Genomic DNA, 14,416 nt, shown 5'->3' on the forward strand with positions numbered 1-14,416 from the left:
CCATGAAAATTGAAAAATTGATTGAACTTGCTAAAACCGCTCGTTCAAAAGCCTATGTTCCTTATTCTAAATTTCAGGTGGGTGCAGTACTTATCACCGAAGATGACGAAGCAATTTTAGGTTGTAATATTGAAAACGCTTCTTATGGATTAGCTAACTGCGCTGAACGCACTGCCATTTTTAAGGCTGTGTCGGAAGGTAAACGCAAATTTAAAAAATTAGTGGTTATTGGTGATACAGATGGTCCTATTTCACCTTGCGGTGCTTGTCGCCAAGTGATTAGCGAATTTTGTGCTAAAGATATGCCTGTTATATTAACTAATATGCATGGAAAAATTCAGGAAACCACAGTAGGTGAATTATTACCTTGGTCTTTTTCACCGAGTGATTTAGATTAAATCTTATTTAGTTAATAAGATTGATAATAAAATAATTTTAATAATCTAGGTATTATTAAAGTTATGTTAATTACGTCGACACTATTCGACAAATATAAAGTGACTCACTTTATATAAATTCAAACACACTAACTTGATTTATTGATATTAAGAGAGAAATTTAATGAGATTTGTAGATATTATTGAAAAAAAGCGTGACGGTCATCCCCTTACAACTGAAGAAATCCAATTTTTTATCACCAACTATACTAATGGCACCATTCCTGACTATCAAGTTAGCGCACTATTAATGGCGATCTATTTTCAAGGAATGACATCAAAAGAGTGTGCCGATTTAACTAGCGCAATGATGCACTCTGGTGATACGGTTGATTTATCTTCGATTAAAGGTATAAAAGTCGATAAACATTCAACTGGCGGCGTTGGTGATACGACAACTTTAGTTTTAGCGCCTTTAGTTGCGGCATTAGATATTCCTGTTGCCAAAATGTCAGGGCGTGGCCTTGGTCACACAGGTGGAACCAATGACAAATTTGAATCCATTCCAGGATTTAAAATTGAATTAGGTAAACAAGAATTTATTGACCAAGTAAATCAAAAAGGCGTTGCGGTAATTGGGCAATCAGGCAACCTAACACCAGCAGATAAAAAATTGTATTCACTACGCGATGTAACAGGAACAGTCGGTTCTATTCCGTTGATTGCTAGTTCAATTATGAGTAAAAAACTAGCCGCCGGTGCCGATGCCATTGTGCTTGATGTCAAAACGGGTGATGGTGCATTAATGAAAACCATGGAAGACTCTGAAAAATTAGCACACGAAATGGTGAATATTGGTAATCAAATTGGCCGTAGAACCATGGCGATTATCTCAGATATGTCACAGCCGCTAGGTTTTGCTATTGGTAATGCACTTGAAGTCAAAGAAGCCATTGATACCTTAAAAGGGCATGGTCCTGCTGATTTAACCGAATTGGTCTTAACGCTTGGTAGCCAAATGGTTGTTCTTGCTAATAAAGCTAAAACATTAGAAGAAGCGCGAGAAAAACTGCAAGAGGTCATCAAAAATGGCAAAGCTATCCAAAAATTCAAAGATTTGATTGAAGCACAAGGCGGCGATAGTTCGGTTGTTGATCACCCAGAAAAACTCGCTAGCGCGCCTTATCAAATAGCCCTACCTGCATTAAAATCGGGTTATGTTTCAAGAATTATTGCAGATCAAATTGGGATTATTGCTATGCAATTAGGTGCAGGTCGTGCAACTAAAGAGGATATTATCGATCCAGCTGTAGGCATTGTATTACATAAAAAAGTAGGTGATAAAGTTGCCGAAGGTGAAGCACTACTCACTATTCATGCCAATACAGACAAGTTAGATGCCATTAAGCAAAAGCTTTATGACAATATCACTATTAGTGATAGCGCTAAGCAACCTCAGCTTATTTTTAAAGTAATAACTGAATAGGCGTTTTGCATCAGGATTTAGGAGACACCATGAAGTATTTAAAATTAAATAAAAAACTATCACTGCTGATTGTTTTAGGCTTATTTTCGGTTAATGCAATTGCTGTTGTGGCAACTAAACAACCAATTGGACCTAATTGGGAAAAAAATAAAACTTATCAATTTACTATTTTACATACCAACGATCATCATGGCCGCTTTTGGCAAAATGATATTGGCGAATATGGGCTTGCCGCCCAAAAAACGGTGGTTGATGAAATTCGTAAAGAAGTAGCAGATAAAGGTGGTAAATTACTGCTACTATCAGGTGGTGATATTAATACAGGTGTTCCTGAATCTGATGTACAACAAGCTAAGCCCGATTTTATTGGTATGAACGAGATTGGTTACGATGCAATGGCTGTTGGTAATCATGAATTTGATCACCCACTCACGATTATTCGTGAACAGCAAAAACTAGCGCACTTCCCTTTTCTATCAGCCAATACTTATTTTAAAGACACTGATAATCGAGTCTTTGATGCCTATAAAATGTTTGACTTGAATGGCATTAAAATAGCGGTTTTTGGCTTAACAACTGACGATACTATCACGCTTGCTTCACCTAAAAATACCGATGGTATCGAATTTCGTAAAACACTACCCGAAGCGCAAAAAGTTATTACTCAAATAAAACAAACTGAACGCCCCGATATGATAATAGCCGTCACCCATATGGGGCATTACGAAAATGGTGAACATGGTTCAATGGCACCAGGCGATGTTGAATTAGCCAGAGGCTTACCAACTGGTGAATTGAATATGATAGTGGGTGGGCACTCTCAAAATCCTGTTTGCATGGCCAGCCCAAATAAACGTATTACTGAGTATGTACCCGGAACGCCTTGTGCACCAGATCAACAAAATGGTACTTGGATTGTTCAAGCTCATGAATGGGGCAAATACGTTGGTCGTGCAGATTTTATCTTTTTAAATGGCAAAATAACCCTACAAAATTACCAATTAATCCCAATCAATCTAAAAAAAGAAGTGGATAATGGTAATGATACTAAACGACTCGAATATTACACTAAAGAGATACCACAAGATAAAAAGTTATTAGAAACCTTACAACCTTATCAAGAACAAGGTAAGCAACAATTATTGATTAAAACGGGTGAACTCACTGGCCGATTAGAAGGTGACCGTAGTGTTGTTAGATATCAACAAAGTAATATGGGGCAACTCTTATTAAGTGCATTTATTGAAAAAACCAATGCTGATATAGGCATCATGTCGGGTGGTATGATTCGTGATTCACTCATTGAAGGCGATATTACTTATCGCGATATTTTAAAAGTTGAGCCATTTGGTAATAGCGTTGTTTATTTTGAATTAACCGGCAAACAATTACTTGATTATTTGAAAGTCGCATTAAGTAAAAAACCGGGTTCAGGTGGCTTTACTCATTTAAAAAATATTAGTTTAACACGCACTGGTGACAGTATCGATAATGTAAAAATTAAAGATGAACCAATAGATTTACAAAAATCTTATCGAATTACCACACTCGACTTTTTAGCTGCGGGTGGAGATGGCTATCCGGTGACAAATACTTTACCAACTTATGTTGATACTGGATATAGAGATGCCGATGCAGTAAAACAATATTTTGAGGCACATTCGCCTATTAATGCATCCGATTATGAACCTAAACCATTCATTACGGATAAATAAACAATAATTAATACGATAAAAATTTTGTTGTTAAGTTTAGTCAAAAATCATTAAGCATAAAAGTATTAATATTTTTAGCTAGCTAGCAACAAAATTCAATATTAACATAAGTTTGCTCTACTTACTTTAAGTGTCGAGGTGATAATGGACATGACTGAATTTCAACAAAATTGTTATAACATAGTGACAGATCCCAATTTGTCACCAAAACAAAAATCTAACTTACTCGCTTTAGCCGCCGAAAATAATTTACCTTATGTTGATTTGGATAGTGAGACTAAACAAGCTTTAGATGAGCGTGTAATTTGTGATATGTATGAAGGTCATGCCCCATACAAGCCTCGATATGTATTACCTGATTATGAAAAATTTCTTAAGCAAGGATCAGAATATTTAGAACTTGAGCCGGCAAAAAGCTTTGATGATGCATTAAATATGCTGACAATTGCTTATCATCATGTTCCATCTGTTACCGGCATGCCCGTTTATTTAGGTTGTTTAGACCAAGTGCTCCTTCCTTATGTTGGCAATTTAACAGAATCAGATCTTTACCCGCGATTAAAACGTTTTTGGATTATGCTTGATCGCAATTTACCTGATGCGTTTATGCATGCCAACATTGGACCGACCGACAATGTTATTAGTCGAACTATTTTACGTGTTGATCGCGAACTTAAACAAGTCGCCCCTAATTTAACGTTTATTTATGACGAAAGCATCACACCCGAATCTTTACTAAATACAGCCATTGAAAATATTTGCCAAACAGCCAAACCACATATTGCCAATAATATGATGATAAAAAAAGATTTTGATGAAAAAGGCTATGGGGTTGTAAGCTGTTATAACTCTCTTCCTGTTGCGGGTGGCGGTAGTACCCTTTCAAGAATCAACTTAAAGGAAGTTGCACTACGCAGTAAAAATATTGTCGACTTTTTGCAAAATACCCTACCTTTCTACTGTCAATTACAGCTGAATTTAATCAAAGCCCGCTCCGCATTTTTATATGAAAAATCTAACTTCTTTCAAAATAGCTTTTTGGTTAAAGAAGGATTGATTGATACCAATCGTTTTGCGCCTATGTTTGGTGTCTATGCCATGGCTGAAGCGGTAAATATTCTACAAGAGAAATCTAACTTAGCCGGTCGCTACGGTGTCGATGAAGATGCCAATGAGCTAGCTACCACCATTTCTAAACAACTAGCCGACTTTGTTGATAGTCATGAAATTAAGCATGCATGGCATGGTAAAGCCATGTTACATGCACAGTCCGGCATTAGTACTGATAGAGGAGCAACACCGGGATTACGTATCCCTTATGGGCATGAACCGGATCCGGTCACCCACATTATGGCGCTGTTTAAACACCATAAATATTATGCGTCAGGTATCAGCGATATTTTAACGATTGATGAAACGATTAAAAATAATCCATTAGCCTTAGTACAAATTTGCAAAGCGGCATTCAAATTTGGTTTTAGAGAATTTACCGCTAATATAAGTGGTAATGATTTAGTTCGTGTAACGGGTTATATGGTGAGATTATCAGATATCAAAAAGTATAAACAAGAAGGTTCTCGTATCAATACTACTTTTTTAGGTAGTGAAGCTGCACAAGATACTGTTAATAACAGTTATCTATGTCGTACACCTCGGGTGATTAGTCATGAACAAATCATGGGCAATCGTTAATAAACTGTTACCCTTTTCTTGTGTTGATGGACCAGGCAATCGCTTGGTCATCTTTTTACAAGGCTGTAATTTTAAGTGTTTAAACTGCCACAATCCTTACACCATATCCTTGTGTAGTGATTGTGGTAGTTGCGTATCTAGTTGTCCTCATCAAGCTTTGAACCTAGTTGATAATAAAGTTATTTGGCAAACATCAGCTTGCCAGCAATGTGATACCTGCATAAACACCTGTAGCCATAATTCAACGCCCATGACTTACCGTTACAGTGTTGAAGATATTTTGCAAACAATTCGAAAATACCAACCTTTTTTAACAGGAATTACCGTTAGTGGTGGTGAAGCCACTATGCAACTCCCTTTCATTACAAAACTTTTTAGTGCTATTAAACAAGACCAAAATTTAAAACACTTAACCTGTTTTATAGACAGCAATGGTTATTTGTCACAATCTGGCTGGCAAAAAGTACAACCTGTACTTGATGGAGCAATGATTGATCTGAAAGCTTGGGACAGCCAAATACATAAAAAACTAACCGGTCGAGATAACCATCGAGTAAAACAAACTATCGCCTACCTGGCGAAAATCAACAAACTCTACGAAGTGAGATTTTTAATCATTCCTGAGCATACTGACTTACAACATAATGCCACGCATCTTGCACAATTTTTAATGGATATCGATCCGAATATCAAAATTAGAATAAATGCCTTTCATAATCATGGGGTACACGGCATAGCCAAAACTTGGAAACCCGCCACGCAAGATCAAGTCGAACTTTTTGCCATGCAATTAAAAAATAATGGTTTACATAATATTACGCTTCCCAGCGTCTATTTGTAAGATTGATAATGGGCAAAAAAAGATAAAATTCCTTTAATTAAAACCTCCCCAATCTGTTTCCGCCATTATTCATCACTAAACAAAATGCTCAATCGGTACCAACAACTTTACGTTATACATCGAGGATGTGTGCAGAATATTGGCAGAACTCAAATCGTTGAGATAAAGTTATTATTCATCGACATTGCCAAGGCCCATTCGCTACTGGATTACAATATCTTTTACCGGTCTTATCACAATAAATTCAACGTTAAGTAACAATGAATTGAGTAATAATCAAACTTTTTATATTTTTTAAGAAAAATACTTATATTTTATACAGTGACAATTATCAACTTAAGGTTGAATAGTGTATCTGATAATTTTCTTATATAACTCAAATATTGTATTTATTGAATGTGTACAGTGGTGTGTAAATGGCACATACGGTTGAGGTCAAAATGATTAAGTTCAAACATCCTTGTTTGATACCTCTGTCCTAGTTCAGTTATTGCTGCTGATGAGGTAAAAAATGTAATTGGCTCAGAAAAATGACAACAAATATCGTGTTTATTATCAAAGCAAGTATTTTTAACGATATCACTTTCATCAAGGTCAACTTGATTTAATGTTGTCTTTTGATTTTCGGATAAAGGCAAATAGATTATATCCGAATAAAAACAACCTATTTTCATCACTTGTTGGGAATAAGTGATATTTTTTTTAATCACATTCACCTCGGTTGAAGATAATGCTTTAACCTCTTGCATATTAAAAAAAAGATTAAAAACTACTATCGTAAAAAGTAATGTAAAAAACATTTGTTTTTTTGGGATAATATTGGAATCAAACTTAAACATATTATTAATCACATACATTATCGATCTCTTTTTTATCATAAAAATACCTTCTAATGTCTAATATAAACTTTTTGATTTGATAAATTATGACGTTCATCAGATTAATATTTAACACATGCAGTATATGCCAAACCAGGTTCAACAATAACATTACCCTCAACTATCCCTACACTATAATATCTGTTATTACCCAATACATCTTTTACTGATGATTGTTCATTTGTGAAATAGAATTTATAGTAGATTAAATTTTTTAAATTTGGCAATCCAGACATCATATCTCGACCAATAATATCTAAAGGTGCATAGAAGTAGACTTTACCCCATTCTGGCGTTAACCCTTCACCGATTGCTCTTCTGTACCCATTGCCTTTTATATAATAACTATCGTTAGTTGTTGGAATGTAAGATAAAGGAGAATTCGAGATCTCAGCTCGTGTTGGCAATCTATCATTATTTTGTTGACATAATTTATTCGAGTTTGACCAATTACCAGGTATGTTATTCAAGAAATATAACCAATGATTGATAGAAAAAGTATAATAAAATTGGGCTAACGTCCGATTATTCGTGACTAATATTATAAATTTATCACCTTTTTTAGGTGCATTATTGGTAAATTTAAATTCACTTTTAGAATCAGCGCTTGAAGATCGAGCAGTATTTACTAATGAACTATTGGGATTTTTGACCAAGGTATAACTATAATCCGATATGGGATTGACTGGTACAATTCTGAAACGAGCCTCTGGAAAACCATAAGTTGGAAAATGGTTTCCATTTAAATCTGTTGCTGTTGCCTTGAAGCCTTGATGAAAGGTAAATTGATCACTGTTATAAGAAGGATCAACACTTATTGTATCCGCGCCATAAGAAGCATAGTTATTCCCTTCACTCCAACCATTGTTTGTAATCAATGCCAGTACGCCAGGTCTGATGTAACAGATACCATCATCAGCACTTACTTTAAATGTTTTAGACACTTCTCTTGGTTTTGAAGTGTCAGGAATACCGTATTGGGTTTTAGCAATAAATGTAATGGTCACCTTCACCGATAAATTTGCATTAACCGTAGATGACGTGCATACATCACGACCAAGGGGGGCTGTAGAATCAGAAGCAATAATGTTATTGTTTTGGTCAAGCCATTGAGCATTAATCGATTGAATGACGAAACTATCAATACTCGACAATTTATCCCCGTCCACATCAATAATATCACTATCATTTAAACTCGAAATATCGACATCAAATGAATAAAGGCTAGGTGAAGTATTGTAAGCAACAGAAATCTTATTTGCACTACCCGGCGAAATAACGACTGGATCGAGATCATCTAATTTTAATTTGATTTTAATTCCGTTTAAAACTTTAGTATCCGCACTTGCAAGAATATCAGGAGGATTACCATGGATATAATTTACCGTTATAATAGAGTAATTTGCTATTGTTATACGACTGTAAAATAACAATATAAATAAAACTATAATGTTTAATTTAAATCGAACAAAACACACTTTCTTTATATAATATATAATGTTATTCATTTCTAAGCCTCTATTCATTAACTTATCCAAAGTGCTGAGCAAGATTATTGAGTTGAAGTTTGAACGAACAAATTAATTATCATTTGATAAAAAAATTGTGAACTTTTTAGCAGTTATCGATTATTACTTTTTGTTAGTGTTTATACCAACTTTATGCATCTAAATATAAAGAGATGTCGTTTTGAAATTATTGCTAGATGCAAAAATAGTAACTATTTTTTTAAAATCCATTCCTATGTTGCATTTAAAACTAAAATAATGACATTAAAAAAATACAAAAGAAAAGCTAATTAAAGAAAAGAATATGTTGGTTATACCCGAGTATAAAATTAAACGTCTATTTGGAGCAAAAAATGTAAACTTGTTAAATTTATTCGTCCAAAATAGAATATAATTTGTGCAATTCTATACCAAAAAAAATAGATTTCAAAGTGATTTCTACAAACGATAAAAATGAAAATAATATCAAATAGATTGAATAAAAGGATGACAAATCATCACCCTTTTAATTCGCTAAAATAAATTAAAGCAGATAAAAAAGTTATTATTTTCCTTTTTTAAAAGCAGCAGCAAACGCATTACCCATTGCACTATTGGTGCTTGAAGGTGCATTGTGATTTTTTTGCACGTGATTGCTACGATGCTGGCTTTTATTTACTTCGGCTTTAGTGGTCACCGCATCATCTAAACGCATGGTTAATGCAATACGTTTACGTGGAATATCGACTTCAACCACTTTAACTTTTACAATATCGCCAGCTTTGACAATCGATCGCGGATCTTCTACAAATTTATCTGAAAGAGCTGAAATATGCACTAAACCATCTTGATGTACACCAATATCAACAAATGCACCAAAATTGGTAACATTTGTTACCGCACCTTCCATAATCATGCCTATTTTTAAATCTTCCATTGTTTCGATATTATCAGCAAACTGGGCAGTTTTAAATTCAGGTCTTGGATCACGTCCGGGTTTATCAAGTTCTTTGATGATATCTGTGACTGTTGGCACACCAAAATGATCATCGACATAATCAACCGCTTTCAATGATTTAAGATAACTGCTATCACCTAGAATCTCTTTTAAGGATTTATGATTCTTTTCTAAAATCCTTTCAACTACCGGATAAGCTTCAGGATGCACAGCAGAGGCATCGAGCGGATTTTTACCATCCATGATACGCAAAAAACCTGCACACTGTTCAAAAGCTTTAGGCCCTAATCTTGCAACTTTGAGCAATTGCTTACGGTCTAAAAATTGACCATTGTCATTACGCCAATCAACAATATTTTGGGCAATGACTTTGTTAAGCCCTGCAATGCGCGCGAGTAACATCACAGAAGCCGTATTTAAATTAACCCCTACCGCATTTACCCCATCTTCGACAACAGCGTCAAGCTTTTTGGCTAATTGTGTTTGACTTACATCATGCTGATATTGTCCTACGCCAATTGATTTAGGATCGATTTTCACCAGTTCAGCTAATGGATCTTGTAACCGACGCGCAATCGATACTGCGCCGCGTAATGATACATCAAGGTCCGGAAACTCTTGCGCGGCCAGTTCTGAGGCAGAATACACCGATGCCCCCGCTTCGCTAACAATCACTTTTTGCGCTTTCACTTCGGGATATTTTTTTTGCACATCAAGATAAAAACGTTCTGTTTCCCGCGATGCCGTGCCGTTACCAATCGCCACTAATTCGACTTGATACTTAATACAAAGGGCCGCAATTATCATCGCAGCTTTATCTGCCTGTCCTGTATGCGGATAGATTGTTTCGGTCGCAACAAGTTTTCCTGTAGCATCAACCACCGCGATTTTAACGCCGGTACGTAAGCCGGGATCCATCCCCATCGTGACTTTCATACCAGCAGGCGCAGCCATGAGCATATCATGTAAGTTAGCTGCAAAAACATTAATTGCTTCTTCTTCTGCTCGCTCACGTAAAGTCGTCATCAGTTCAGTTTCCATGTGCATTAAAATTTTAATGCGCCATGTCCAATTAATTACTGCCTTTCGCCACTTATCAGCAGGTTGATCATTAAAATGAACACCCAAATGCTCGGTAATAATCTGTTCACAATAGCTCTCTTTTGGCGGCTCTTCGAATTGAGGATCAGCATTTAATGATAGTTGTAAAAAACCTTCATTACGACCACGGAACATTGCTAATGCGCGATGAGAAGGCACTTTAGAGATAAGCTCACTTTGCGCAAAATAATCACGAAATTTGGCGCCGTCTTCTTCTTTACCCGCAACAACCTGCGACACTAAATGGGCATTGTTCCATAAATAATGACGAACTTTAGCAAGTAAAGCGGCATCTTCAGCAAAACGTTCCATTAAAATATAGCGTGCGCCATCTAGCGCTGATTTGCTATCAGCAATACCTTTATCATTGTTAATATATTTTTCTGCTTCGGTTTCTGGATTAAGGTGTGGGCTTTGCCATAAATCATCAGCTAGTGGCTCAAGTCCTGCTTCAATGGCGATTTGCCCTCGGGTACGACGCTTAGGTTTATAAGGTAAATAAAGGTCCTCAAGCTCAGTTTTGCTAAGTGTCTGTGTGATTTTTTCACTTAATTCTGTGGTTAATTTACCTTGCTCTTCGATTGATTTTAATATTGTTTGTTTACGATCTTCAAGCTCTCGCAAATAACTCAAACGACTGTCTAGCGTGCGTAGTTGGGTATCGTCTAATCCTCCCGTTACTTCTTTACGATAACGGGCAATAAAAGGGACGGTACTTCCTTCATCTAATAATTGAATAGCCGCTAAAACTTGTTCTGGTTTTACCGTGAGTTCACCGGCTATAATATGGCTAATTTGATTATTTATCATGGTATCTCTGTATATCATCGATTAACGGAATAGAATTTTATTATGCAAAAAGCTAATTATATAACAAGAGAGGGCTATTTGGCACTCGATCGTGAACTGAAATATTTATGGAAAATAGAAAGACCACAAGTGACACAAGCGGTTTCTGATGCCGCAGCACTTGGCGATCGCAGTGAAAATGCAGAATATATTTATGGCAAGCGAAGATTACGCGAAATTGATAGACGAGTACGCTTTCTGACTAAACGTTTAGAAACACTGACAATTGTTGATCCCGATCCTAAGCAGGAAGGTAAAGTATTTTTTGGGGCTTGGGTAAAGCTAGAAGATGAGTCCGGCGATATACATGTTTATCGTATTGTTGGTACCGATGAATTCGATCCGAAAAAAAATTGGATCTCAATAAACAGCCCTGTTGCCCGCGCATTAATTGGTCATAAGGTCGATGATGAAATATCGGTTATGACCCCTAATGGCACAAATTACCTTTATATCATGGCTATTAGCTATCAAGAATTAACTCTTTAATCTATTTAATTGATTAAAATGACACTTTAAAAATCAAATAATTTATTATGCTCAATCAGATGTTACTAATATTGTCTGACAAATAATTTTCTATAACTTGTAGGCAAATAAAGCTATAATTTAACAATTGAATCTTAAGTACAATTATCATGATGTTAGTTGATCAGTTATACATTTATCCCTGCAAATCCATGAAAGGTATTCCCGTAAAAAAAGCCACCACCACCGAAGGCGGCTTTCAATACGATCGTGTTTTGATGATAAGTGAACCCGATGGGACTTTTATTACAGCAAGACAATATCCACAGTTATTAAAAATCGAAACCACACTGGTAGATAATAAGATTCATCTACAATTACCCTCTAAGCAAGCAATGGCTATTGATTTAGATGATTTTTCACAAGATGTTGAACCTACTCAAGTATGGGAAAATCATTTTACTTCGCATATTGCGCCAATTAGTGTCAATCAATTTATGAGTCAGTTCTTGCAAAAAGATGTACAAGTACGTTGGGTAGGTAACCATTTATCACGACGTGCAAAACACTATTCTGATGTAGCGGTAAGCTTTGCTGATGGATATCCCTATCTGTTACTTAATCAATCCTCTTTTAATTATTTACAACAACAATGCCCGGAAAAACTCGATATTCGCCAATTTCGCGGTAATATTATTATTAAAGATGCGTTACCCTTTGCAGAAGATGGTTGGAAAACCATTAAAATTGGTCAAGTTATATTTGATATTGTTAAACCCTGTACGCGATGTGTTGTAACAACCATGAATGTTGAAACAAGTAAACTATCAACCGATAATGAACCGCTGAAAACGTTACGCTATTTCAGAGCTGATAGTGAGGATAAAATTGATTTTGGTATGAATATGATTGCTCGTAATCATGGTACCGTCTGTTTAGATGATCCGATAGAAGTACTGGAGCGACAACCAGCTAAAAATTATATTAAAAACTTTCCTAAAGAATCAAGAAAAGACTATCAACCTTGTACAATTACTTTTCAAGATAAAAAAATTAAAGGTAATAATCAGCAAACAATTTTAGAACAATTAGAACAACATCAAATAGCTGTGCCCTATTCTTGTCGTGCCGGTATTTGTGGACGTTGTCAGGTGCTTTTGAAAAGTGGTGAAGTAACAGCGATGACTAAAGCTGCTATCAAAAGAGGAAATCGAATTTTAGCTTGTAGCTGTATACCCAAAAGTAATATTGAAATTGAATTAGTTAAGAAATAGCTTCTAACTCAAGTGGATGTTTACTATGAATATCATCAATTGAACTTGTTGAAATTGGCATTAATCTATCATTCATCACTTTAATCGCTTCTGAAAAACAGAAGGTTTTGTTCATAGCCACAAACGTCGGTTGAGCAACAATGCAAAGCGACGCGTTTTCGCCGGCTTCAACGACCATTAAAAACACTGATTGCCCCCCTTCTTGCATATTTACTACAACAATATCGGCCATTTTAGGTCGATATGCCGTTATTTGCTGTGAAAAGTACCAACTTTTTGGCATTTGTGGCTTTAAAAAATTGGCAGCAACAATTGCATTTATCGACAATTCAATTTTTTGCGAATCGTTAAGATTCAATAATTGACAGCTATCAAAAAATTGATAATAAGCGGTTGCATCACTGACAGAAAAAGGAAACTCGCCAAAAACATCGGGAATCAACATTTTACTAGGATAACATGAACGAAATAGCATTTCGGGCGATACTTCAAGCATCAAGCTATCATAATCACTATCAAAATACCAACGCCAACTATCAGTTGGTCGAAAAGCTAATTTCATTGAGATATTACCCTTTTTAAAGTTGAACTAAATTTGCACAAAAAGATAACATAACTTAGATAAAAAATAAATAATAAATTAAAATAAAAACTTTTTAATTGCTTAATTTTTAAAAAATTTATCAGTAATGGGTAAAGATCAAAACGATCTAACTTGGATCTTTTTTAAGGATCATTGATCCGATTCGATCCGACTTTTTTTATATCATAACATATAGCTTAAATTAAACTTCTTTACAGAATATCAATGCGAGATAGGATTATGATCGATTTAGATAATTTTAAATGATGATGAGATAATTAATAGGAAGAAGATTACCTTGGTTTATCCAAGGTATAAAATGATTGTAAACCAGATATTAATCACAACTAAATTTCTGTAAAATTTTTAACTCTGCCTACACGGCAGTGAACTATTTCTCACCCGAACGCCAATAGGGCAGTCGTTTCTAAACTACCTACACGGCAGTGAACTTATGTTTTTAACGCTAGTTATATATGCAATCTTTCTAAACTACCTACACGGCAGTGAACGAGAATAGTATGATAATTTTTGATGTCGAAGATTTCTAAACTACCTACACGGCAGTGAACATTTGTTGTTTAATCTGCTCTACTTTTTCCTTTTTCTAAACTACCTACACGGCAGTGAACAATTGAATCAGCAAATAGCATCTGCAGCAACATTTCTAAACTACCTACACGGCAGTGAACATTCTATTTATGTTG

Annotated in this window: 10 protein-coding genes, 1 pseudogene and 1 CRISPR repeat array (1 of these 12 only partly in view); of the genes and pseudogenes, 7 read left to right on the plus strand and 4 right to left on the minus strand. The window is 35.4% G+C overall.

Going from position 1 to position 14,416, the window contains the following annotated elements; genetic code table 11:
* Positions 1-2 precede the first annotated feature (2 nt).
* The 5 genes from A9G03_RS06455 (at position 3) to A9G03_RS06475 (ending at position 6,111) form a co-directional block, all read left to right on the plus strand.
* The gene (locus tag A9G03_RS06455; RefSeq protein WP_065634872.1) at positions 3-398 is read left to right on the plus strand and encodes a cytidine deaminase; all 396 of its coding nucleotides are present in this window, start codon (positions 3-5) and stop codon (positions 396-398) included.
* Between the two features lie 163 nt (positions 399-561).
* A complete protein-coding gene (locus A9G03_RS06460; RefSeq protein WP_065798743.1) occupies positions 562-1,863 on the plus strand; it encodes a pyrimidine-nucleoside phosphorylase in 1,302 nt (433 codons plus the stop codon).
* Positions 1,864-1,892: 29 nt separating this feature from the next.
* Positions 1,893-3,578 (plus strand): bifunctional UDP-sugar hydrolase/5'-nucleotidase UshA, encoded by a 1,686-nt coding sequence (gene ushA / locus A9G03_RS06465; RefSeq protein WP_081297556.1) that lies wholly within the window; start codon positions 1,893-1,895, stop codon positions 3,576-3,578.
* Between the two features lie 144 nt (positions 3,579-3,722).
* Positions 3,723-5,270 (plus strand): YjjI family glycine radical enzyme, encoded by a 1,548-nt coding sequence (locus A9G03_RS06470; protein ID WP_442903109.1) that lies wholly within the window; start codon positions 3,723-3,725, stop codon positions 5,268-5,270.
* Entirely contained in the window at positions 5,245-6,111 is an 867-nt protein-coding gene (locus A9G03_RS06475; protein WP_065798745.1) for a YjjW family glycine radical enzyme activase, read from the plus strand. Before A9G03_RS06470 ends, A9G03_RS06475 begins: the two co-directional genes overlap by 26 nt.
* Before the next feature lie 389 nt (positions 6,112-6,500).
* On the opposite strand, the gene A9G03_RS06480 is transcribed toward A9G03_RS06475, so the two are convergent.
* The 3 genes and pseudogenes from A9G03_RS06480 to A9G03_RS06490 all read right to left on the minus strand — a co-directional run.
* A complete protein-coding gene (locus A9G03_RS06480) occupies positions 6,501-6,989 on the minus strand; it encodes a hypothetical protein (protein WP_065798746.1) in 489 nt (162 codons plus the stop codon).
* A gap of 62 nt (positions 6,990-7,051) precedes the next feature.
* Positions 7,052-8,497 carry a hypothetical protein gene (locus A9G03_RS06485; protein ID WP_143425828.1) on the minus strand — a complete coding sequence of 482 codons (1,446 nt, stop codon included), beginning with the start codon at positions 8,495-8,497 and terminating at the stop codon, positions 7,052-7,054.
* A 682-nt stretch (positions 8,498-9,179) separates the two neighbouring features.
* Positions 9,180-11,345: pseudogene (locus tag A9G03_RS06490) on the minus strand (Tex family protein); the annotation flags it as partial.
* A 42-nt stretch (positions 11,346-11,387) separates the two neighbouring features.
* On the opposite strand from A9G03_RS06490, the gene greB reads away from it, so the two are divergent.
* On the plus strand, positions 11,388-11,873 hold the full coding sequence (greB, locus tag A9G03_RS06495; protein WP_065634879.1) for a transcription elongation factor GreB: 486 nt from the start codon (positions 11,388-11,390) through the stop codon (positions 11,871-11,873).
* Positions 11,874-12,025: 152 nt separating this feature from the next.
* A complete protein-coding gene (locus A9G03_RS06500) occupies positions 12,026-13,126 on the plus strand; it encodes a YcbX family protein (RefSeq protein WP_257006550.1) in 1,101 nt (366 codons plus the stop codon).
* Here A9G03_RS06500 and A9G03_RS06505 read toward each other — a convergent pair.
* Positions 13,116-13,688 carry a cell division protein ZapC gene (locus tag A9G03_RS06505; protein WP_065798750.1) on the minus strand — a complete coding sequence of 191 codons (573 nt, stop codon included), beginning with the start codon at positions 13,686-13,688 and terminating at the stop codon, positions 13,116-13,118. The genes A9G03_RS06500 and A9G03_RS06505 overlap by 11 nt on opposite strands.
* Before the next feature lie 385 nt (positions 13,689-14,073).
* Positions 14,074-14,416: a CRISPR direct-repeat array (repeat unit 28 nt; unit sequence TTTCTAAACTACCTACACGGCAGTGAAC); it runs 585 nt beyond the window's last position.

It is taken from the genome of Gilliamella sp. wkB171 (genome assembly GCF_001693755.1).
GTDB lineage: Bacteria > Pseudomonadota > Gammaproteobacteria > Enterobacterales > Orbaceae > Gilliamella > Gilliamella apicola_F.

What these genes read in the sequence shown, in the direction of transcription:
- A9G03_RS06480 (WP_065798746.1), bottom strand. Translation starts at nt 6,989, where the DNA reads ATGATAAAAAAGAGATCGATAATGTATGTGATTAATAATATGTTTAAG.
- ushA (WP_081297556.1), top strand. Translation starts at nt 1,893, where the DNA reads ATGAAGTATTTAAAATTAAATAAAAAACTATCACTGCTGATTGTTTTA.
- A9G03_RS06500 (WP_257006550.1), top strand. Translation starts at nt 12,026, where the DNA reads ATGTTAGTTGATCAGTTATACATTTATCCCTGCAAATCCATGAAAGGT.
- A9G03_RS06505 (WP_065798750.1), bottom strand. Translation starts at nt 13,688, where the DNA reads ATGAAATTAGCTTTTCGACCAACTGATAGTTGGCGTTGGTATTTTGAT.
- A9G03_RS06470 (WP_442903109.1), top strand. Translation starts at nt 3,723, where the DNA reads ATGGACATGACTGAATTTCAACAAAATTGTTATAACATAGTGACAGAT.
- A9G03_RS06460 (WP_065798743.1), top strand. Translation starts at nt 562, where the DNA reads ATGAGATTTGTAGATATTATTGAAAAAAAGCGTGACGGTCATCCCCTT.
- A9G03_RS06475 (WP_065798745.1), top strand. Translation starts at nt 5,245, where the DNA reads ATGAACAAATCATGGGCAATCGTTAATAAACTGTTACCCTTTTCTTGT.
- A9G03_RS06485 (WP_143425828.1), bottom strand. Translation starts at nt 8,497, where the DNA reads ATGAATAACATTATATATTATATAAAGAAAGTGTGTTTTGTTCGATTT.
- A9G03_RS06455 (WP_065634872.1), top strand. Translation starts at nt 3, where the DNA reads ATGAAAATTGAAAAATTGATTGAACTTGCTAAAACCGCTCGTTCAAAA.
- greB (WP_065634879.1), top strand. Translation starts at nt 11,388, where the DNA reads ATGCAAAAAGCTAATTATATAACAAGAGAGGGCTATTTGGCACTCGAT.